This is a genomic window from Acinetobacter sp. 8I-beige (assembly GCF_902505955.1).
GTDB classification, from domain to species: Bacteria; Pseudomonadota; Gammaproteobacteria; order Pseudomonadales; family Moraxellaceae; genus Acinetobacter; species Acinetobacter johnsonii.
In genome coordinates, this window is the sequence record NZ_LR732790.1 from 1,895,691 (window position 1) to 1,917,509 (window position 21,819).

A 21,819-nucleotide genomic window follows, 5' to 3' on the forward strand; every position below is an offset into this window, starting at 1 on the left:
ACGAATATTGTCGTAAAACGATGATCTAGACCATTGATTTTTTGTTAATAATAAAGCCTTTATTTACAATATGTAATAAAAAATTTCCTTTTCAAGGCTTTCTTCGTCACAATTTCTACACAGTTAATGTTTGGTGCTTTTCTATTTGATCATCCCGTACTATATTGACCTTTAGAAAATAGAACGAGTTGCGAAACGCATTATATTTTAGGGTTTATTTTTATGTCATCGCCAAACCAAAAACAACCTTTATTAAAAAAAATCACACGTGGTTTAACTGTTGGTTCAGTCATTACAGGCAGTACTTTTTTTCATGGTCCGCCAGTGCTGGCACTCGGCCTGACCAAACTGTTTAAAAAATCTAAAAAAGTGGATGAGACCAATATTCAAATCACCAACAGCTGGCTGGCTGTGAACAATTATTTAATCGATCATGTCTTGCCCAACACGAAATGGGACATTTCTGTTGATGATGATCTTGAGCTAAGTATGCAGGGTCGTTACCTGATGACTTGCAACCATCAAAGTTGGGTCGACACCACGGTTAACCAATATTTTGGTTTAACCCGTATGCCCCTCACCCGTTTCTTTACCAAGTGGGAACTTATTTTTATTCCATTTGTCGGCCAAGCTTTTAAAATTCTAGGCTTCCCGATGATGAAGCGGCATAGTAAAGAACAAATTGCGAAAAATCCTGCGTTGAAAACACGCGATATGGAAGAGGCACGCAAGTCTTGTGAACAACTGCTTAGCCAACCATTCACCCTGTTAAACTATTTGGAAGGCACGCGTTTTACTCCAGAAAAACATGCACAGCAGCAATCGCCTTATCAAAATTTACTTAAACCGAAAGCGGGTGGCTTGGCCTTAGCCTTAAGTATTTTAGGTAATGACATTGATGCCTTAGTAGATATGACCATTGTCTATCCCGACGGCGCACCTGGCTATAGCGAATTTTGGCTCGGGGAAGTCCCACGGATTGCGGTTAATTTGCGTAAAATTGATATTCCTACATGGGTACTCGCTGGAAACTATGAAGACGATGCTCACTTTCGTGAACAATTCCAACAGTGGGTCGATCAACTTTGGGCTGAAAAAAACCAGTTGATTGAAAAAATGAAAGCCAAATACTCAACCTCCAATTCAACCCAGTAAGGGTCTATGCATGATGCAGAATAACCAAGTCAAAAAGTCTAAATATCATCAGGTTGATCCACAAAGTTTGTATTTCAAACTGTTTTTGATCTATGACATTTTTATGGTGTTTCTCATCATTTTTAACTTGTTTTGTTTATGTGCTAATTTTTTTATCATGAGCAATATTGGTGGATGGTTTTTTCATGCCATTCACCTAGAAAGTGTCTTAACCGTCTATCGTGAGCATTTACATCCGTGGGTCATCACCACAGAAGCTTGGTTTATTCTGTTCTTGATTACTGAACTATTGGTGCGTTGGGGCATTGCGATCGTTTATCGACACCATCGTCGCTGGTTTTTCTTTCCCTTCATTCATTGGTACGAAATTTTAGCGATTATTCCTCATTTACGTTTTTTAAGATTATTTCGTGCAGGGGTGATTGCTTTTCGACTGCATGAATTAGGCTATAACGTGATTCCTGAGTCGGTACAAGCCAAAGCCAAATTTTACTACCGTGTGGTGATGGAAGAACTCTCTGACCGCGTCGTGATTACCGTCTTGGATGGGGTGAAGCACGAATTAAATACCAGTTCGACCCATAAAAAAATTATCCATGACCTCGTCGATCATCATCGGGCTTTATTTGCACAAGCATTGGCTGAAATTTTACAAGAATCTCTCGCCACTGAACTGAAACAACGTCAATATTTTATTGCTCAAAATGTTGGTCTGATTGTGAATCGTGCGATTGAAGATACCCCTGAACTCACCCAATTACTGCGTTTAATCCCAATTGTGGGTGGAAGAATTGAGCAACAAATTCAAAGTATCGGACAACGACTTGGTGAAAACATCACACAAGGTTTACTGGAACCGATGGTGGTGGGAAATCCAGCACAGCCCAATGTCACCTATCGCTTGATAGCTGAAAAAGTCAGTAATTTAAAAATCGATAATCAGTCTTTGGAACAGTTGGTTGAGTCTGTGGTCTATGAAAGTTTGGATGCCATTCGCAAGCAAGTTAAGGTGAAACAGTGGTTAGAAGAGCTTGAAAAAGATGATCAAGCCAAAGAATAAGCATTAAGGTAAAAATATTACAAACGCAGCTAGTGCAATCCTTCATTTTGTTCTAGGATTTGCTCTATTTACAACATCACTTCTTTAGTAAAAAATAAATCTGAGAAGTCTTAAGGAAAAATTATGGCTGATATCCGGATAACTGGCAGAATGGTCAATGCGATTCGCATTACCCTTGACACCAATGATCATGATGCAATCCGACAGCAATTAAGTAAAACATTACAAAATGCATCGACTGCTGGGGCGTTAGTTGTTCTGGAAAGTAGCGTTGAGCAAGAGTTAATTTCCTTGATTCAATTATTACTGGATCTAGATGTACAGCCGATGGCAGTACAAGAAGGAATTTTGGCTGAACAAGCCCGCGCCATTCAGTTCCCTGTGATTCCAGCGCAAGGACATGGTATTAGCTCGCAACTTCAAGAAGTCAAAGCAACCAAAGAGCAAGTGGTTGAAGCCCCTGCCCCTGCTGCGACAACTTCTACCAATGCACCCGTTGCGGCAGCACCTGTCATTCGCCATGCAACTTCATACCATGACGAAATTTTACGTACTGGTCAGTGCTTGGTTCAAAATCAAGGCGATATCATTATTACCGCAGGCATTAACAGTGGCTCGGAAGTGATTGCTTCAGGAAATATACATATTTATGGTAGTGCTCGTGGTAGAGTCATTGCCGGCGCGGGCGGAAACAGCGCTGCACGCATCTTCTGTCATGCTTTAGAAGCCGAATTGGTTTCAATTGCAGGGACCTATTGTGTTGCAGATGATATTCCAGCGCAGCATTTAAAACGCCCAACACATATTTACTTAAATGATCAACAAGAGCTTGTATTTGAAGCGCTTGAATTTTAATGTATAAATAAACACCAAAAGCCCCAAATGATAAATAAGGGGATTTAAACCATAACAGGAGTGGATTCGGTGGCGAAAATTGTTGTCGTAACATCAGGCAAAGGTGGCGTAGGCAAAACTACGACAAGCGCATCTTTTGCAACAGGTTTAGCCCTACGTGGTCACAAAACTGTTGTGATCGATTTTGACGTAGGTTTACGTAACCTTGATTTGATCATGGGTTGTGAACGCCGCGTTGTGTATGATTTTGTCAATGTATTAAATAACGAAGCTCGATTACAACAAGCGCTTATCCGCGATAAAGATATCGAGAATTTATATATTTTACCTGCTTCGCAAACCCGTGATAAAGATGCCTTAACTGATGAAGGCGTAGCACGTGTCATGGATGAGTTGTCACAAGAGTTTGACTACATTATTTGTGACTCACCCGCAGGTATCGAACGCGGTGCAATTTTAGCAATGTACCATGCCGATGAAGCGATTATTGTGACCAACCCTGAAATTTCATCTGTACGTGACTCTGACCGTATTATTGGTATGCTCGACAGCAAAACCAAAAAAGTTGAAATGAATGAAGGTCGTATTCGTAAACACTTGTGTATCACACGTTTCAACCCTGAACGTGCCGATAAACAAGAAATGTTAACCATTGACGACATTTCTAAAGATATTTTACGTGTGCCAACTTTGGGAGTAATTCCTGAATGTAAGAGCGTTTTACAAGCATCGAACGAAGGTAAACCAGTGATTCTCTTTACTGAAGAATCAGCAGGTCAAGCCTATGATGACCTTGTGGCACGTTTCTTAGGTGACGAACGTCCTTACCGTCATATTACGGTGAAGCCTAAAGGCTGGTTAGCACGACTATTTGGAGCGTAGACATGGCAGGATTTTGGAGTAAGCTTTTTAGTAATGATGAAAAACCGTCTAGTGCTCAAACAGCGAAGGATCGTTTGAAAGTCATCGTAGCGTCTGAAAGTGGTTTAGGTAAACGTCTTAGCCAAGACAAAATCGACCAAATGAAGAAAGAAATCATGCAAGTGGTGAATCGCTATGTTCGCGGTGTAGATGAACAGCACATTCAAATGGCTGTACGCTCTGAAGCGAATATTGAAATGCTTGAAATGAATATCAATTTGCCTGAAGAACGTTAATCTGATTTTTGATTAGTCAAGCAAATTGAATCAAGGCAGAATATGCGCAGACACAAGAAAGTATTTTCTTTGTCTCCCATATTTTGCCTTTTTTAATGATTAAACCAGCAAGGAGATTGCTATGGCATTATCTCAGCCAGCAACGTTCAATGAAGAATGGTCAGATGAGCGTGTATTTGCCTACTTAACTCAGCTTCCTCCTGAAGGCGTGAATGGCGATTTTCATGTGTTGTACCATGCATTTAAACACATGCGCCCAAGTGATTATGAGCGACTGCTCACCCAATTTAAAACGGATGGTCGCGACATTAATGCCACCAATCCAGAAGGTCAGCGTATCCATGACGTGATTGCCGCTTATCCATGTCAAGCAGCTCCCTTCTTAGAGGTTTTGGCTAAATTCGCCTAAACCTAGATCTGCTTAATGCGCATGATCTACAAATGCCAGTTCATTCCTAGGAGACTGGCATTTTTTATGACTGTAAAAACCACATCCAAAGTGGAAAAGTCAAACCGAAACACAAAGTTTGCAAACTAATGATTGCTGCCATGAGTTGACTATCCCCTTGAAAATATTTGGTCAGGACATAGGCTGCTGAAGCCGTTGGGAGCGAGAAGAATACCACTACAATCATGGTTTCAAATGTTGCTAAACCAAATAAAAGACAGCCTACATAGGCTAAAATAGGCACCAAGATTAAACGTCCAAAAGTGTTTAAGATTAGCGCTCGACCCGCATATTTTAACGCATTAAACTGGAGTGCTGCGCCCACACACAAGAGCCCAAGCGGGAGGCTCATCCCTGCTACCAGCTTTAAAGATTGGCTAATGCTCTCGGACAAATGCATACCTGAAAAATTAAAAATGATCCCGACCAGACAGGCGAGAATCAGTGGATTTTTCGCAACCGACCACGCAATATTTTTATAAGACAGTCCCTGCCCTTGAGAAAAACCAAGTACGGAAAGTACATTCACTAAAGGAATAACAAAGGCAATAATCATGGCAAAGACTTGCATCCCTGCAGCACCAAAAATCAAAGCCATACTGGTCAAACCAATATAAGTATTGAAACGAATATGACTCTGTAAATAGACGCCAAATTGCGCCACAGGCGTACCATACACCGCTTTTAATACCCACAGCACCACACTCATCAGCAAGGTCACACTAAAGACCACAGCAAGCGCTGGCAAGACTTGCCCGACATTAAAATGAACGGTGGCTAGACTACTGAACAGCAAAACAGGAAACAAAATCCAATAATTCAGTCTTTCAGCGCCTTGCCAAAATTCTACCGTTAAAAAGCGATACCGCTTTAATACATACCCCATGGCAATGAGTACTACCAATGGAATTAATGCATCAATAATTTGCATGACTGGATGCCTAAACTGAATGATTAAGAAAAAGCCTGCAATCCGCAGGCTTTCTTTTTAAACTAAAATTTCTCGCTTACCGTTCGCACCTTGCGCACTCACGATCCCATTTTCTTCCATTTGGTCGACAATCCGCGCGGCACGGTTATAGCCCAAACTAAACTTACGTTGTAGCGAGGACACCGAAACCTTGCGTGTTTCCAATACAAAGGATACGCACTGGTCATAAAGTGCATCACGGTTTGGATCGCCATCACCATCTTCAAAGCCACGAGAACTTGGCTCTTCATCAAATGGCGTTAGGATTTCATCAACATAATTTGGCGAGCCACGTTCACGCCAAGCATCACAGATGCGGTTCACTTCATCATCGGCAATAAAGGCACCATGTACACGTTCAGGTTCAATTTTACCCGGCCCTAAGAACAACATATCACCATGACCGAGTAAGTCTTCCGCCCCACCAGCATCCAAAATCGTGCGTGAGTCAATTTTCGAGTTCACACGTAAAGCCACACGTGTTGGGATATTGGCTTTAATCAGACCCGTAATTACATCGACCGATGGACGCTGCGTTGCAAGTAACAAATGAATGCCTGCGGCACGTGACTTTTGTGCCAAACGCGTAATCATTTCTTCAGCTTTCTTACCGACCTGCATAATCATATCGGCAAACTCGTCCGCCACAATCACAATCGATGGTAATGGGGTCAAACGTGGTGCACGCTCACCGGCAACCGAATCACTGGCTTTCCAGGTCGGATCAATCAACTCTTCGCCATTGGCAATCGCTTCTTCCACTTTACGGTTATAGTCCGCTAGCTTACGAATTTTTAAGAAAGACATCAGCTTATAGCGACGTTCCATTTCATTCACACACCAGTTCAAGGCACTGACTGCATCTTTCATGTCCGTGACCACAGGGGTAAGCAAATGTGGAATATCGTTATAGTTAGCGAGCTCTAACTGTTTCGGGTCAATCAAAATTAAACGTAACTCATTCGGCGTATATTTCAACAACATCGATAAAATCATCGAGTTTACTGCCACCGACTTACCTGAACCCGTTGTGCCTGCAACCAGCATATGCGGCGCTTTACCTAAGTCAGCAATGACAGGATTACCTGAAATATCTTTGCCCATTGCCATCGAAAGAATGCTATTCGGATCGGTAAAAGCAGGAATAGTCAACAACTCGATTAAACGCACCATTTCACGTGTGCTATTCGGCACTTCAATCCCGATATACGGTTTACCCGGAATGACTTCAACCACGCGTACAGATGCCATGGACATTGAACGTGCCAGATCTCGTGAGATATTGGTAACTTTAGAGGCTTTCACACCTGGTGCTAAATCCAACTCAAAACGAGTTACCACAGGCCCCGGCTGTGCTTCGACCACTTTAGCCTTGACATTAAATTCTTGTAGCTTAATTTCAAGCAATTCAGATAACCGAGCTAGCTGTTCCGCAGTGAAATTGACTTTTTTATTGAGGTCAACTTCATCCAGTAAATCCAGTCCTGGCAGCGGTGATAAATCACGACGACGCTCTGCTACTTGCATGGACAAAGACATTGGACGGCCTGATGCATCAGTCAATGGAGCATCAAAGTCAAACCCTTCTTCGTCTTGCGGTTTTCCAGCGGTGTCCTGCCATGCTTCAATAAATGCTTCTTTGGACAAAACTTCTTTGGCTACAGCCGCTGTAGCACTTGTGCTTACGGTATTATGATGCTGAATAGGTGCTTGTACAAAAGCAGATGACTGCGCATAACTACTGCTAGTCCGTACATCTGAAGCAGCAACTTTCTGCTCCGACCAATCTTCAGCAAGGAATTCGTCTAAATCATCCGACTCATCAAGCTGTGCTTTTGCAATTCCACTCGGCGCTGGTTGTAATGCAACGGGACTTGCAGCAGCACTTAAGGTTGCAACCTCGGCTACCGCAATTGGATCTTCAACCACATGTAAATGAGACACCGGTTCAGGCGTATTGAAGGGGCTGTGAACATCCGTTGCTGTTTTGCCATTGGGTACGGCAGCAAGCAGCTCGTCAAAGATTTCATCATCATCCCAATCAACATTTTTCTTCTGTGCAGGGGCATCGTCTTGGAAATAATTAGGATCAGCAATTGGAGTTGTATGATCTTGTACCACTGCTTGAAAATGTTGTTCTGGGCTAAATGGGCGATCTTCTTCGGCAGCACGAAGTAAAGCATCAATATCATTTTTATGACGTTGATCTTCACCTGAGTTTAATGCACGCCACACTTCTCCTGTCGCCACCACACGTTGACTGTCTTGTTCTAATTGGTGCGCTTTTTCTATAGTCCGCTCAAGCTCTACTTCATCATCCACGTCCACCTGTTGTTCTTGAACAAGTTGCTCTTTGGCCACCATGTCATTAAACAAATGCTCGGCTGAATAGTCGCGCTGAGGTGCTTTAACCGATAGCTCTTGTACGGCTGGCGCCTCGACCAACTCCGTTACTTCAACACCCTTTTTCGGTGCCGTTGCAATCACTTCTTTTTTCACGCTTGGCGTCGTACGATCAAAGGCAGACTCGCTTTCAGGTACGTTACGGTAAAATAAATCTTGTAAATACGCAGGAGTTGCTTTGAGGGTCGCGAAAGTACGGTTCCATTTGATACCGAAAGCCAAGGTCAATAAGACCAAGGTAAATACGACCAAAAATAAGGTTGCACCGTAAATGGTTAAAATCTGCGACAAACTTTGTCCCAGTTCATAACCAATAATGCCGCCAGAGGCATTGTCTAAAGTGTCTGCTGGAACTTTCCAAAACAAGAACAGTAAGCTGGCGGTTGCAAGCAAAATAAAGAATTGTGCAGCATAACGAAATGGGCGGTTTAAAAAACTATGCGGCCACCAGACTTGAATGGCTTCAATGAACAAAAACACAGGAATAAGTAGACTTGCCCAGCCTAAAAAACCGAACAGTAAGTCAGCAATCCACGCCCCTGCAACGCCACTGGCATTCGAGACTTGCAAAGTATCACTTGATATATGCATCCAGCCCGGATCAAATGGGGTATAGGTCACGGTAGCAAGGAACAAATAAATGCCAAACGAGACTAAAAATAATGTCATTAATAAGCGCTGTGCATAAGCACCCGACACCTCAGTCATATACTGTCCTGTAACAAATTCTTCATTAATGTTTTTGTTCGAAACCTAAAGCAAAAGTTTCACAATAAACGTCATATTATGCACCTCTTCTTTATAAAAAGATGCACTATTCTTAAATGCTTTATGTATAGCGAGCAGATGATTTTTCCACTTTTTCCCGCTCTACACCGCATATTTCTTCTATATAGCTCAAATCGATTTGATTGATCAATAATATCGACATTGAACTCACACAACTGTTATAGAGTTTCACGTATAATTCCACAAATTTCTAAATAAAAAAAGGATTCTACGTATGAGCGCTCGTCACTCACGTTTGATTATTCTCGGTTCAGGCCCTGCGGGTTACAGCGCTGCGGTATATGCTGCGCGTGCCAACTTAAAGCCTACATTGATTGCGGGTATCCAACTCGGTGGTCAGCTAACGACAACAACTGAAGTCGATAACTGGCCGGGTGACCCTGAAGGCTTAACAGGTCCTGCACTGATGGAACGTATGCAAGCGCATGCGGAACGCTTTGGTACCGAAATCATCTACGATCATATCAATGAAGTCGATCTTTCTGTACGTCCATTTGTACTCAAAGGTGACATGGATGAGTTCACTTGTGATGCACTGATTATTGCCACAGGTGCAACCGCTCAGTACTTAGGTCTTGAGTCTGAAGCTGCTTTTATGGGCCAAGGCGTGAGCGCATGTGCAACCTGTGATGGTTTCTTCTACAAAAACCAAAAAGTCATGGTTGTGGGTGGCGGTAATACTGCCGTTGAAGAAGCACTATATTTGTCTAACATTGCATCGCATGTGACTTTGGTTCACCGTCGTGATTCATTGCGTTCTGAAAAAATCCTTCAAGATCATTTATTTGAGAAAGAAAAAGAAGGCAAAATCAGCATCATTTGGAATCACCAAGTGGATGAGGTTTTAGGTGACAACACGGGTGTAACCGCAGTTCGCTTAAAATCGACTCAAGACGAATCTACACAAGATATTGATGTTCAAGGTTTGTTTGTCGCAATTGGCCACAAACCAAACAGCGCAATGTTCGATGGTCAATTGAACTTACGTGATGGCTATATCCAAGTTCAAAGCGGTACATCTGGTAATGCCACAGCTGCTTCTGTCGCTGGTGTATTCGCAGCAGGTGACATTGCTGATAGCGTTTATCGTCAAGCGATCACTTCAGCGGGTTCTGGCTGTATGGCTGCGCTAGATGCGGAAAAGTATTTGGATGCTTTAGGCGAATAATCTGAGCCTTGAAAAAGACCGCCTTCCATAGGCGGTTTTTTTATGTATGATCTTAAAGTCATTTTTTATCATGTATACACACCACTATGCAGCAGTTACCGCCTTCTGAGTATATCTTTCCCGATCCGCTTGAAGTTGACCCCGAGGGTGAAGGCTTAATTTGTATCGGTGCAGACCTCTCCCCTTCTACCCTGTTTGAAGCCTATACCCATGGTTTGTTTCCATGGTTCTCAACAGGCGAGCCCATTTGCTGGTGGTGCCCCGAGCCACGTTGCATCATCCGTCCGCAGGATTATCAGCCCAGTAAAACTCTCCTTCGGAGCATGAAAAAGCAAGATTATCGCATCACCATCAATCAAGCTTTTGAACGGGTGATCCGTGCCTGCTCACTACCACGCAGCTACGCTGGTGACACGTGGATCAGTGAAGACATTATAGATGGCTACTGTGCAATGTTTGATGCTGGTTATGGCTATAGCGTTGAAGTTTGGGATCAAACACGCTTGGTTGGTGGACTATACGGCATCAGCATTGGACACGGCTGCTTTGGGGAGTCCATGTTCAGTACCGAAACGGATGTCTCAAAAATGGCATTTTATACGCTGATGTTGATTGGGCGTGAAAATAAGCTGCCTTGGATCGACTGCCAATTGGTCAATGATCATCTTTTAAGCCTTGGTGCTTGTACACTTTCTCGGCAAACCTACTTAAAATCGTTACAAGATGTTGTAAATCAACCCGCTATCGATTGGAAAATGTATCAGGAGGGTGTATTTTCAAGTAAAACAATAGCGCAAAATGCGCGACTGACTGAATAAAGAATAATAGAGGGATTTATCATGAATTCGTATCACCCGAAGTCCCTACTGAATGATTTACAGTATTACATCACGCCACCGCATGACTGCAGCTATCTAGAAAAAAAGTCAGCCCGGATGGTATTTCTCGATCCAGCGCATCGTATTGATGTCGTCACGCTATCCGAACTTTCTCGGGTGGGTTTTCGCCGGAGTGGTGATTTTGTCTACCGCCCAGAGTGTCATCTGTGTCGACAGTGCCTATCTAGCCGCGTACCTGTGCGCGAATTTAAAATGAACAGCAGTCAAAAAAAAGCATGGAAACGCAATCAAGACCTCACTTTAAAAATTACCCGCACTGCGGATGCCACCAAAAAACATTATGACTTATATGAGCGCTATATTTTTAAACGGCATGCAGATGGAGACATGTTCCCGCCTAGCCGTGATCAGTTTGATAAATTCCTCGTCCATAGCTGTACCGATAGCTTCTTCTTAGAACTGTGGAAAGAAGACCAGCTCATCTGTGTTTCGACCTGCGATCCTCTAGATGATGGTTTATCTGCGGTTTATACCTTTTTTGATCCCGATGAAAACAAACGCTCACTCGGCACTTTCGCCATTTTAAAACAAATAGAGCTCGCCAAAGCACGCGCTTTACAGTTTGTGTATTTGGGCTATTGGGTACCGCACTCAGAAAAAATGAACTATAAATCGCAGTATTTACCACTAGAATTGTTGATTGATGGTCAGTGGCGCAGACTCAATCATAGCCTGAGCAGCGAGGAAGTGCAGCAATTGGGAAACTCCTTAATGACCACCCTACCTTCGGGGTGGAATAACGCCATTATTAAATAATGGCGCCATACAGAAGCTTAACTGTTCTCTCATTTAAACAACTCGGAAAAGTCATCACTACACGATTTCACCATAATAATGGCATGCTCACGACCACCATCTGGTTTAGGATAATAATTTTTACGCAAATCAATTTGATGAAAACCAGACTTCTCATATAAGGCAATGGCTGCTTGATTGCTCTCACGGACTTCTAAGAACACCTGTAGCGGGTTGTTTTTGAGTTGTGCCAGTGATGCATCTAATAACTGGTAACCCAGCCCTTTGCCTTGCTGGCTTGGATGAATGGCCATCAACAATAAATTAGCCTCATCAAGAACAGGTTGGAGGATACAAAAGCCCACGACCTGCCCTGCCTGTTCAATCACGGTACTATGATAAGACTGCATAGACTCTTGGAACTGTTTTAGGCTCCAAGGATGGGTTTGAACTAAATTTTCAATCTGCGCAACTTGGCTTAAGTCCGTAGCTTGCATTAAACGAATCATCTTCGTTTATCTTTCTAAAATGTGGAGGTTACAGTATAAAAAATTTGTGCTAAAAACCGAACAAAAAAAAGAGCGATTTACATCGCTCAAAGAACCAAAACCGCTTAAAAACCTAATTTTAGCTTCCACTTCTCAAGTAACGCATCGGTGTCATGATGATTAGGATGAAAACCTGGTTTAAAGTACATGATCATTTCACGTGCCATCCCGGTAATAATTCCTTTCGATGGACTATACGCATAGGTATAAATATCTTTCAGCGCAGTCCTGTTCAGCTGTTTATCTTGCTGTAATAAACGAAACACAAAATACGACTGCACACAAAATAAAATGGCCATGGCTGCAACCAGCGATCCCGTTCGTAGTAGATAGGATTTGACTCCCTTTCCAAAAACTCCCTCAAACACATCATAAGCCACAGCTTTGTGCTCATTTTCTTCAATAGCATGCCATAACCACATGGTTTTCATGGTTTCATCGCTCATTAGCTCTTGAATGTGGTTATTGACCAACAACTGAGAGGCAATCGTTGCAGTAAAATGTTCCAGCGCGGTGGTGGCTGTTAAATCCACCATCTCTTGAGTAATACCCACAGGCTTGCCTAGAAAAGCAAACACTTTACGTGTGGTTTGAATTGCACGGTCGGTATAGCGGTCAAGTGTTGCAACATCGTGCCCATACTTTTGTGCCGACGCATTAAAACCTTCATGCTCTTGTGTGTGCATCGCTTCTTGACCAATGAAGGCTGAAATCTCTTTTTGTAATTCGGCATTGTCTTTGATTGAGGGATGCTGTCTAACGGCACGAACACTGTCGATAAAAAACATTTCACCTGCTGGAAAGAGTGCCGAAAGCGCAGTCATAAAATGGGTCAGTCCAGCTGAACCATTCATCCAATATTCAGGTACGCTTTCAAACTCAAAGTTCATCCGACGTACAGGGAAACTCGCGCCCGCACGGTTGGTGATTTTTACCTTTGCATTCATCTTTCTGCTCCTATGAATATCCTGAAGACATCCATTACTTATAGTTGTTTTCGTCTTTTTATCTTACGTGATTGGGCTCCGCCCATAAGTGCAGTTAGGGTCAGCAAAATATCAGTTTAGGACAGTTTTCAGGGTGGATTGTTAGACAGTTTAGTGTGCGTAAAGTTCTACGCTATTTTTAGGATGAACACTAAAGCATGCTGTATCTTGCCCTAAAATAATCACTTAATTGCTAAGATGAAGAAATAAAAAAAAGCGCCCCAAAGGAGCGCTTTTTTTCACACAATTAGATGATTATGCAGTTACTTTAGCAACTACACCAGCACCAACTGTACGGCCACCTTCACGGATCGCAAAACGTAGACCTGGGTCCATTGCGATTGGGTGGATTAATTCTACTGACATTTCTACGTTGTCACCAGGCATAACCATTTCAACGCCATCTTGTAATTTGATCGCGCCAGCCACCTTCACGGATCGCAAAACGTAGACCTGGGTCCATTGCGATTGGGTGGATTAATTCTACTGACATTTCTACGTTGTCACCAGGCATAACCATTTCAACGCCATCTTGTAATTTGATCGCGCCAGTTACGTCAGTTGTACGGAAGTAGAACTGTGGACGGTAACCGTTAAGGAATGGAGTGTGACGACCACCTTCTTCTTTAGAAAGTACGTATACTTCTGCATCGAATTTAGTGTGCGGCTTGATTGCACCTGGTTTAGCAAGTACTTGACCACGTTGTACGTCTTCACGCTTAGTACCACGTAGAAGAACACCACAGTTCTCGCCCGCACGGCCTTCGTCTAGAAGTTTACGGAACATTTCTACGCCAGTAACTGTAGTTACTTGAGTATCACGGATACCAACGATTTCAACTGATTCGCCTACTTTCACAATACCAGTTTCTACACGACCAGTTACTACTGTACCACGACCAGAAATAGAGAATACGTCTTCGATTGGCATTAAGAATGCTTGGTCGATTGCACGTACTGGCTCTGGAATGTAAGTGTCAAGTGCGTCAACAAGCGCAACAACCGCTTCTTCGCCATACTGACCAGCGTCACCGTTAAGTGCAAGAAGAGCTGAACCACGGATAACTGGAGTGTCATCACCTGGGAAGTCATAAGTAGAAAGAAGTTCACGAACTTCCATTTCTACTAATTCAAGAAGTTCTTCATCATCAACAAGGTCACACTTGTTAAGGAATACAAGAATGTAAGGTACACCAACCTGACGAGAAAGAAGGATGTGTTCACGAGTCTGCGGCATTGGACCATCAGTCGCAGCACATACAAGGATCGCGCCGTCCATCTGAGCAGCACCAGTAATCATGTTTTTAACATAATCGGCGTGGCCCGGGCAGTCTACGTGTGCGTAGTGACGAGTTGGAGAATCGTATTCTACGTGTGAAGTATTAATTGTAATACCACGTGCTTTTTCTTCTGGTGCAGAGTCAATTGCAGCGTAGTCTTTCGCTTCGCCACCGAATTTCTTCGCACATACAGTTGCAATTGCAGCTGTTAAAGTTGTTTTACCATGGTCAACGTGACCGATTGTGCCCACGTTAACGTGTGGCTTATTACGTTCAAACTTAGCCTTAGCCATGACTGGTTTTGTTAATTATTTTTAAACTTATTCAAGACTTTCAGATTCTACCGCTTGGGCTAAATCCTTGTTTCTCAACAAGTTTTAATCAACATCACCGCCGATGGATGTGCATTCTACAGCATTTCACACCCAACACAACCCCCTTTTCTCAATTATTTATAAAAAAACTCCCACTTGTTTATTTATTCAGCAAAATGATGCTTTTTTCTTATTTTTTGAGTGAAAAGGGAATAATTTCCTCAATTTCATTGTGTATTTTTTCCTGAGAATTTTTTTCTTGCCACTTTAATGCACGACAATCCACATATTCACAATAACCACTTTCGCCCTGTTCCTCATAATTACCCATTTTGAGTTGATATTTAAAGCTCCCCACATAACCTGCAGCTAAACCAAATTTAAAATCACCACGACTTTGCGCGCAAAGATGGATGTGATGTCCCTGCTCGTCTTGATAATGCCATTCAAATTCTCGCGGCAAATACATTTTTTGCCCATTGGGGGTTTTCACAGCAGGATAAACACGATGAACTTGAAAGCGCACCATCCGATCAAACATATGGGTTTGTTGTTTGTGCAAATCACGTATATAGATACGTGACTGTACAATTCGATTAAATGAATCTCGAATTTGTTCTAACAATAACTGACGCTGATCTACTAGATTAATGACTTGATATGTGAAAAACGCTAAGGGTAAATAACTAAAGTCGATACTGCGCGCGTATTCAAAAGCTCCCAACTGATCAATGTCATAGCGCTGTTCTTTATATTTAACTTCTCCCTGACATCGACACAATACAGACCAATGCTCAGCAAGACCAAAACGCAATTTGGTGAAATGTGAGATCAGTGGTGTTGTTGTTATTTCAATTTCAAAACTCAATTCTGTGTCTTTTCTTTGAATTTGAAATTTTGGGAATGCCCCCATGAGCTGTTCTTTATTGGCAAATTTAAATGTTTTTTCTTGAAATGAACATTCCGCAGAAATTGAATAGCGGTTCAGTTGCCCTGCCATATGTGGACTACTACTGGCCAATACGGTCGCGGTATCTAAGGGTGTAGTTCTGATTGCACTGTTATTCCGAAACATGGGCGTATTGGGCTGACCAATCATGCTCAAAAAATTTAAATAATGTAATGGTGCTGGAAGATTGGGAATGTTTAAAGCTTGATGAATAATTTTATATTTTTTATTGGGTGGGTGATAAGCAGGAAGTGACCGTGAAGGAGCCTGATTAAGTTGTTTAGACTGATCGAGAAAATCTTGAAACAACCACATATCATACTCCTTCTACATATCATTAACTCATGATGGGCTGTGCTGACGTCGTGCTAAAAATGTAGTAACAAAGCCAGATAGTGCATAAATCAAAGAAATAACTAAAATACCCACAGGAATATTGTAAGTCATTGCAGCAAAAATAAAGACCGCAATAGGAAGGACAAAAAATGGTACTCGCTTACGATCTACCGTTTTAAATGAATAATATTTAATATTCGAAATCATGAGGAGTCCGACAGACACAATCACTGCTGCGCTGATGGCTTGAATCCCCCGCTCACGAATATCAAAAATTTCGGGGAAATCGAGTCCGACCCAAACCAATGAAATAATAATAATCGCAGCAAGTGGACTAGCTACACCAATAAAGTAACGCTTATCGACCACACCGATTTGCACATTAAAACGAGCTAGACGGAACGCAGCACAGGCGGTGTAGACAAAGCAACACGCCAAACCTATACGACCGAGCGAATCCAAACTCCAACTATACATCAAAATAGCGGGTGCAACACCGAATGCCAATAGATCAGATAAAGAATCATACTGCTCACCAAAAGCACTCTGCGCACCAATTGCTCGTGCAACACGGCCGTCCAAGCCATCCAACAACGCTGCCAAGAAAATGGCATAAATCGCTTGCTGGAAGTTGCCATTCATACTGGCAATGATGGAATAAAAGCCTGACAACAACGCTGCCGTTGTAATCAGGTTCGGCCACAAATAAATACCTCGACGTTTTACTTTTTGACCTTCCTGTGTGTGCTCTTCTTCTTCTACCTCAAAAGTAATCCCATCAAAAGTAGGCGTACTGCGGGGTGAAGATTCGCTTTCAGGTTTATTTATATTTGTCATTCTCTGTCGATCCTAATCTAGCCTTTTCTCTTACTAGTCTATCTTTATTCGCCAACTAACCAACGAACAGCAGCATGACCACCATTTTCACTCATACGTAAATGTGGGAATAACCATTGTAGCGCCTCATCTGCGTCTTCAGAAAACTTCCAAGGTGGGTTAATCACCAATAGACCACAACCGTTTAAGCCCACTGGAGTATCATCTGGCCAAACACATACTTCACAGATCAACTGACGACGAATACCGGTTTTAATCATTTTCTTTTCAAAACGATCAATCATGGCACGGTCTTTGATTGGATACCAAATTGCAAACACACCCGTTGGCCATTTTTTATATGCAGTCGCTATGAGATCAACCAATTGAGGGAAATCTTTACGCTCCACTTCGTAAGGTGGATCAATCATCACCAAACCGCGTTTTTCTTTGGGTGGAATAACGCCAAATAGCCCTTCATACGCATCGCGCTCATGTAAGCCCGCGCGTTTGTCACGAACGTTGTAATACAACTGTTGGAATACATCACGTTGCATTTCAAAAATAGTGGCTTTATCGATTTCGCGCATGCCTTCCAGTGCAAACCACGGCGAACCTGGATAAGCGCCCTTACCTGAACCTTCACGCATTTTTTCAACAATTTTTAAATACTGCTGAACACCTTCAGGCGCATTACGCTTAATCGAGTCATCAAGTTTTACTAAACGGTGAATACCATTTAAGAACTCACCCGACTTTTGTGCTTCTGAAGTCGATAAATCATATTTACCAGCACCGCCATGCGTATCAATATAACGATACGGTTTATCTTTTTGATTGAGGCGAGTCAAAATCTGAAGCAAAAGGACATGCTTCATGACATCTGCAAAGTTACCTGCATGGAAGTGGTGACGGTAATTCATGTTTCTATCATTCCTAAAATCAATGAGTATTTTAGCATGAAAAATAGTTTCGTTCAGATTGCTTTCATACACTAGAATAACCGTGGCTTTTCTTTGTCTTTTTTAGGTTAATGTAATGGAAGCAGTTCTTCTCCCAAAGTCTTGGAATGTTGATCAAATCCTAGATGATTTAGATCAACATGGTTTTGCCATCATTGATGACGTTTATTCTAATGACTATGTACATCAACTCATTGAAGAATGCACTTCGAACTTAAACCGCTTTCGTGAAGCCGCTATTCAAAACGGTGTCATCAGCAACATCCGTAGTGATCACATTTTATGGCTCAATCCCGAGCTCGTTATTTCTCATCATCATGTTCAAGCCCTTTATAGTTTGGGTCAGGAACTAAATCGTGCCTTTTATCTTGGTATTCGAGACGTAGAAGCACATTTTGCTTGCTATAACGCTGGCGAGTTTTATGCCCTACACCGTGATAATCCTCAAGGCAAAAATGGCCGCATGATTTCTACGGTTTATTATTTACACGAAGACTGGCAAGACGATTGGGGCGGTGAACTTCATCTGCAAGATAAAAATGACATTTGGCATGTGCTACAACCCAAACCGAATCGTATTGCGCTGTTTCAAAGTAACTTACTGCATGAGGTCTTAGAAGCTAAACATCAGCGTTTATCGATTACTGGATGGTTACGGAGTGACAGTACAATCCTGTGATTCAAGCAAAAGACTTTAAATTGTAAGAAGTATCCTCATATACTGAACATCAATTGATGAGGATGTAACCGATGCGTGCCAGCAGTCAACAAATTATTCAGCGTATTGGTGAAACAGATCAACTCTACCTACAAGGCAATAGCCCTGAATTAGCCCTTGAGCGTGCTGATTTGCGCTTACAGTTGGTCACACTGAGCCAACTGCGCCAAGAGCAAGTCCACTTTTTACAAGAAGCGGTAGTATTACTTGAGCAAGGTCGAATTGAGTTTGAGGAAATGCCTCTGTCTTTGTACCTCAATTTGTCTTTGCACCTTGCAAAGGCTTATATGCTGTACTTTGAAATCACCAAAGAAGATCGCTTTGCACTGATTACACAGCAAATTCTAAAACCACTGACCAGCTATGGTCAGGGCGATATTTACCTGTTTTTGGCCTATGCCTCAGTCAGTAGAAAAGAGTCAGCATTGGCACGACACTGGCTTAGCAAATATGCGAAAAGCACCGAGTTCGATTTCGTTTTACTGCGTGAACATGCAGCTTTTGTTGACCTTCATCAAGAAGATTGGTTTATCAAGCTGATGCAAAGTAAATTGCACTAAAATCTACAAATAAAAAAACGCCTGAAATCAGGCGTTTTTTTAATGGGTCAATTCCACTATGTAAATCACAACGGCATAGGATCAATTTAGGCAGTTTGAAGTTTATAAGCATCAAGATGTAGCTGTTGATTGAGTTCATCAACCATAATCGCCCAATCATCATCTTGAACCAAATGACTGATTAATAGCGCACGTTGTGCGGAATTCCAAAACGGTGCATCGTGTAAAGATTGATGAGCAGGAAGTTGGTGCGTACGAATATACAACTCGATGGCAGCCGCACTATTGGCGAGTCCCAGTTGCGAAAATAAAAGCTCTAAGGATGGTTTATGTTGACTGAGCATCTCGGCCTCCTTATCAATACTATTGTCAATTATTATTGAATTAACTTATATGTATTTTCTAAAAAAACCTAGTCATAAAACTAGGTTTGTTGTTTCAATTTGTGATTATAAATGACACGATCCTGAAAGCGTATGTTCTGTATGCAATTGTTCATTTAACAGGTCGACCACCATTGCCCATTCATCATCTTTTTTCCAATTACTGATAATGAAGTCATGCTGTGCTTTTGACCAAAAGGGTGCTTTATGCAATGGAACGTCTGAAGTAAGTTGGTGTGTTTCAATAAACTGATCGATTGCTTCCGCACTCGCATCAAGCCCCAATTGTTCAAATAAAAGTTCTAAAGTCGGTTGTTGGTCAAACATCATTGTTCTCCTCAAGCTCTGATCATGCCCTTTTAGAATAAACCGTTGGCCATCTATGCTCAGTTGTATCTACATCACAGCATGTTATTTTTTGTTCAACACACCCCCATATAAAAAAGCACCCCAAACGGAGTGCTTTTTCAAAACAGATCTTGAACAGATTAGTTTTTAATTATTTAAGCATGTCAGCAATTGCTGCGCGCTCTTCTTCAAGTTCTTGAAGAGTTTTGTCCATACGTTCACGGCTGAACGCATCGATTTCTAGGCCTTCAACACGTGTGTATTCGCCATTTTCGCAAGTTACAGGAACACCGTACATTACGCCTTCAGGAATACCATAAGAACCGTCAGAAGGAATACCCATCGTTACCCATTCGCCATTTGTGCCAAGAGCCCAATCGCGCATATGGTCGATCGCAGCGTTCGCAGCTGAAGCAGCTGAAGACAAACCACGCGCTTCGATAATCGCAGCACCACGTTTACCAACAGTTGGAAGGAATACATTCGCGTTCCAGTCAGCATCGTTGATTTTGTCTTTTAAGCTTTCGCCGTTTACAGTTGCAAAACGGTAGTCAGCATACATCGTTGGAGAGTGGTTACCCCAAACAGTCATGTTTTTGATGTCAGCTACAGCAACACCTGCTTTTTGAGCAATTTGAGTCAACGCACGGTTGTGGTCAAGACGTAACATTGCTGTGAAGTTTTTCGCTGGAAGATCTGGAGCAGATTTCATTGCGATGTAAGCATTTGTATTTGCAGGGTTACCTACAACAAGTACTTTAACGTCACGGCTAGCAACTTCGTTTAGTGCTTGACCTTGACCGATGAAGATTTCACCGTTCACTTTCAATAAGTCAGCACGTTCCATACCAGGACCACGTGGACGTGAACCAACCAATAACGCGTAGTCAGCATCTTTAAATGCAACTTTTGGATCATCAGTACCGATCATGCCAGCCAATAATGGGAAAGCACAGTCGTCTAATTCCATCATTACGCCTTTAAGCGCAGCTTGAGCTTTCTCAAAAGGAACTTCTAACAATTGCAGAATAACTGGTTGGTCTTTACCTAACATTTCGCCACTAGCGATACGGAATAATAGGCTATAACCGATTTGACCAGCAGCGCCAGTAACGGCAACGCGAACAGGTTGCTTCATGTACTTATCTCCATTTGAGGAACGTTATATGATTAAATAGCTGTTCTATCTAATCTTAATAATCATAAACGGCAAAGATTGTACTCCAATACTTTGGCAGATGCATGTAAAAGAGAATGAATTCCAACAAAAGTATGATAGGAAATATAAATTAATTTAAGGAAAGATATTAGTAAGAACCCTTGATCGCAAAAGAATTTGGGCAGTTTTCTTGTATATTCTCTGCACAGCCTTTGTACTGACCATTGGGTTTATAACAGACCTTGACTTCGGTCAAAATATTGGTTTGACGGTGAGTACGGCAGCTAAAACGTAACCCGCTTGCAGGCAGCCCGGGGTTCAAACGCTGAAACTGCCCTCGTAAGATATTAAGTTGCGTGGTTTTATTTTCAGACGAAGTCAAATCTGCGGGAATTTTTAAACGTTCTGCATAATTAATCACGTTACGAAAATATTGACTGGCACTCATCGGCACACACCCCCCAATTTCTGCCCACAACTGGCGACGCGCATGTTCATCGGGCATGACTCTCGCCACCACTTTGGCCTGAAGTGGTGACAGGACGGCTGAAGACTTGGTCTGACACTCTCGTGTCGTGGTTTCAGGATACAATCCTGTGATATTGAGCGAATAGCCTTCCAAACATTTCCGTTTCTTTGAGCCTTGGTTATCGAACAAACACACGGCGGGTGTCATTTGAACTTCCATCACATAGCCAAACACGGTCGGTGTTGCATGGGCTGATGTCGCAAAAAATCCCATAGCAATACCGCTGCTGATTAATAGCAGAAGCTTTTGCGTTAAGACTGATTGGGATGACATCAAAACCATAAAATGCCTA

At 42.3% G+C, this 21,819-nt stretch carries 24 protein-coding genes; 11 read left to right on the forward strand and 13 right to left on the reverse strand.

The features are described from left to right. The first annotated feature begins 222 nt into the window (after positions 1-222). From GVX98_RS09015 to GVX98_RS09040, 6 genes are all read left to right on the forward strand, one after another. The gene (locus GVX98_RS09015) at positions 223-1,155 is read left to right on the forward strand and encodes an acyltransferase (protein WP_159127855.1); all 933 of its coding nucleotides are present in this window, start codon (positions 223-225) and stop codon (positions 1,153-1,155) included. Positions 1,156-1,168: 13 nt separating this feature from the next. After that, positions 1,169-2,215 (forward strand): preprotein translocase subunit SecA, encoded by a 1,047-nt coding sequence (locus GVX98_RS09020; protein ID WP_159127977.1) that lies wholly within the window; start codon positions 1,169-1,171, stop codon positions 2,213-2,215. A 123-nt stretch (positions 2,216-2,338) separates the two neighbouring features. Beyond that, positions 2,339-3,070 (forward strand): septum site-determining protein MinC, encoded by a 732-nt coding sequence (minC, locus tag GVX98_RS09025; RefSeq protein WP_087014344.1) that lies wholly within the window; start codon positions 2,339-2,341, stop codon positions 3,068-3,070. 69 nt (positions 3,071-3,139) lie between these two features. Next, positions 3,140-3,952, forward strand: coding sequence for a septum site-determining protein MinD (gene minD, locus GVX98_RS09030; protein ID WP_039889843.1), 813 nt, complete (start codon positions 3,140-3,142; stop codon positions 3,950-3,952). 2 nt (positions 3,953-3,954) lie between these two features. Continuing rightward, positions 3,955-4,227, forward strand: coding sequence for a cell division topological specificity factor MinE (gene minE / locus GVX98_RS09035; protein WP_004694905.1), 273 nt, complete (start codon positions 3,955-3,957; stop codon positions 4,225-4,227). Between the two features lie 121 nt (positions 4,228-4,348). Then, positions 4,349-4,636, forward strand: a complete 288-nt coding sequence (locus GVX98_RS09040) for a PA4642 family protein (protein ID WP_159127856.1) — start codon at positions 4,349-4,351, stop codon at positions 4,634-4,636. A 64-nt stretch (positions 4,637-4,700) separates the two neighbouring features. On the opposite strand, the gene GVX98_RS09045 is transcribed toward GVX98_RS09040, so the two are convergent. Continuing rightward, entirely contained in the window at positions 4,701-5,606 is a 906-nt protein-coding gene (locus GVX98_RS09045) for an AEC family transporter (RefSeq protein ID WP_159127857.1), read from the reverse strand. Positions 5,607-5,663: 57 nt separating this feature from the next. Beyond that, positions 5,664-8,756, reverse strand: a complete 3,093-nt coding sequence (locus GVX98_RS09050; protein WP_159127858.1) for a DNA translocase FtsK — start codon at positions 8,754-8,756, stop codon at positions 5,664-5,666. Between the two features lie 295 nt (positions 8,757-9,051). On the opposite strand from GVX98_RS09050, the gene trxB reads away from it, so the two are divergent. The 3 genes from trxB to GVX98_RS09065 all read left to right on the forward strand — a co-directional run bounded on the left by trxB (position 9,052) and on the right by GVX98_RS09065 (position 11,660). Next, the gene (trxB, locus tag GVX98_RS09055; protein ID WP_004694912.1) at positions 9,052-10,005 is read left to right on the forward strand and encodes a thioredoxin-disulfide reductase; all 954 of its coding nucleotides are present in this window, start codon (positions 9,052-9,054) and stop codon (positions 10,003-10,005) included. Between the two features lie 86 nt (positions 10,006-10,091). Beyond that, positions 10,092-10,823: a leucyl/phenylalanyl-tRNA--protein transferase gene (gene aat, locus GVX98_RS09060; protein WP_159127859.1), complete on the forward strand. Its 732-nt coding sequence runs from the start codon at positions 10,092-10,094 to the stop codon at positions 10,821-10,823. 21 nt (positions 10,824-10,844) lie between these two features. Further along, the gene (locus tag GVX98_RS09065; protein WP_125273874.1) at positions 10,845-11,660 is read left to right on the forward strand and encodes an arginyltransferase; all 816 of its coding nucleotides are present in this window, start codon (positions 10,845-10,847) and stop codon (positions 11,658-11,660) included. Between the two features lie 29 nt (positions 11,661-11,689). Here the strand turns inward: GVX98_RS09065 and rimI are convergent, their stop codons facing one another. The 7 genes from rimI to GVX98_RS09100 all read right to left on the reverse strand — a co-directional run bounded on the left by rimI (position 11,690) and on the right by GVX98_RS09100 (position 17,791). Then, a complete protein-coding gene (gene rimI / locus GVX98_RS09070) occupies positions 11,690-12,148 on the reverse strand; it encodes a ribosomal protein S18-alanine N-acetyltransferase (RefSeq protein WP_159127860.1) in 459 nt (152 codons plus the stop codon). A 104-nt stretch (positions 12,149-12,252) separates the two neighbouring features. Further along, complete coding sequence (locus GVX98_RS09075; RefSeq protein ID WP_159127861.1) at positions 12,253-13,134, reverse strand: metal-dependent hydrolase; 882 nt, start codon at positions 13,132-13,134, stop codon at positions 12,253-12,255. Positions 13,135-13,428: 294 nt separating this feature from the next. Then, on the reverse strand, positions 13,429-13,608 hold the full coding sequence (locus GVX98_RS09080; protein WP_323843838.1) for a hypothetical protein: 180 nt from the start codon (positions 13,606-13,608) through the stop codon (positions 13,429-13,431). Further along, on the reverse strand, positions 13,568-14,746 hold the full coding sequence (gene tuf / locus GVX98_RS09085) for an elongation factor Tu (RefSeq protein ID WP_159127863.1): 1,179 nt from the start codon (positions 14,744-14,746) through the stop codon (positions 13,568-13,570). Before tuf ends, GVX98_RS09080 begins: the two co-directional genes overlap by 41 nt. 211 nt (positions 14,747-14,957) lie before the next feature. Next, positions 14,958-16,031 (reverse strand): DUF6670 family protein, encoded by a 1,074-nt coding sequence (locus tag GVX98_RS09090; RefSeq protein WP_159127864.1) that lies wholly within the window; start codon positions 16,029-16,031, stop codon positions 14,958-14,960. A gap of 27 nt (positions 16,032-16,058) precedes the next feature. Further along, positions 16,059-16,889, reverse strand: a complete 831-nt coding sequence (pssA, locus tag GVX98_RS09095) for a CDP-diacylglycerol--serine O-phosphatidyltransferase (RefSeq protein ID WP_005401245.1) — start codon at positions 16,887-16,889, stop codon at positions 16,059-16,061. A gap of 44 nt (positions 16,890-16,933) precedes the next feature. Next, positions 16,934-17,791: a 23S rRNA (adenine(2030)-N(6))-methyltransferase RlmJ gene (locus GVX98_RS09100; RefSeq protein WP_004691214.1), complete on the reverse strand. Its 858-nt coding sequence runs from the start codon at positions 17,789-17,791 to the stop codon at positions 16,934-16,936. A gap of 115 nt (positions 17,792-17,906) precedes the next feature. Between GVX98_RS09100 and GVX98_RS09105 the strand changes: the two genes are divergently transcribed. Both GVX98_RS09105 and GVX98_RS09110 read left to right on the forward strand, forming a co-directional pair. After that, complete coding sequence (locus GVX98_RS09105) at positions 17,907-18,509, forward strand: 2OG-Fe(II) oxygenase (RefSeq protein WP_159127865.1); 603 nt, start codon at positions 17,907-17,909, stop codon at positions 18,507-18,509. Between the two features lie 71 nt (positions 18,510-18,580). Beyond that, positions 18,581-19,108, forward strand: a complete 528-nt coding sequence (locus GVX98_RS09110) for a hypothetical protein (RefSeq protein ID WP_125274114.1) — start codon at positions 18,581-18,583, stop codon at positions 19,106-19,108. 86 nt (positions 19,109-19,194) lie between these two features. On the opposite strand, the gene GVX98_RS09115 is transcribed toward GVX98_RS09110, so the two are convergent. From GVX98_RS09115 to GVX98_RS09130, 4 genes are all read right to left on the reverse strand, one after another. Next, a complete protein-coding gene (locus GVX98_RS09115) occupies positions 19,195-19,452 on the reverse strand; it encodes a DUF2789 family protein (protein ID WP_004691219.1) in 258 nt (85 codons plus the stop codon). Between the two features lie 105 nt (positions 19,453-19,557). After that, complete coding sequence (locus GVX98_RS09120) at positions 19,558-19,818, reverse strand: DUF2789 family protein (RefSeq protein ID WP_004691222.1); 261 nt, start codon at positions 19,816-19,818, stop codon at positions 19,558-19,560. Between the two features lie 172 nt (positions 19,819-19,990). Beyond that, the gene (locus GVX98_RS09125) at positions 19,991-20,977 is read right to left on the reverse strand and encodes a malate dehydrogenase (RefSeq protein WP_004691225.1); all 987 of its coding nucleotides are present in this window, start codon (positions 20,975-20,977) and stop codon (positions 19,991-19,993) included. Positions 20,978-21,146: 169 nt separating this feature from the next. Then, positions 21,147-21,800 (reverse strand): ribonuclease I, encoded by a 654-nt coding sequence (locus GVX98_RS09130; protein ID WP_228716280.1) that lies wholly within the window; start codon positions 21,798-21,800, stop codon positions 21,147-21,149. Positions 21,801-21,819: the final 19 nt, after the last annotated feature.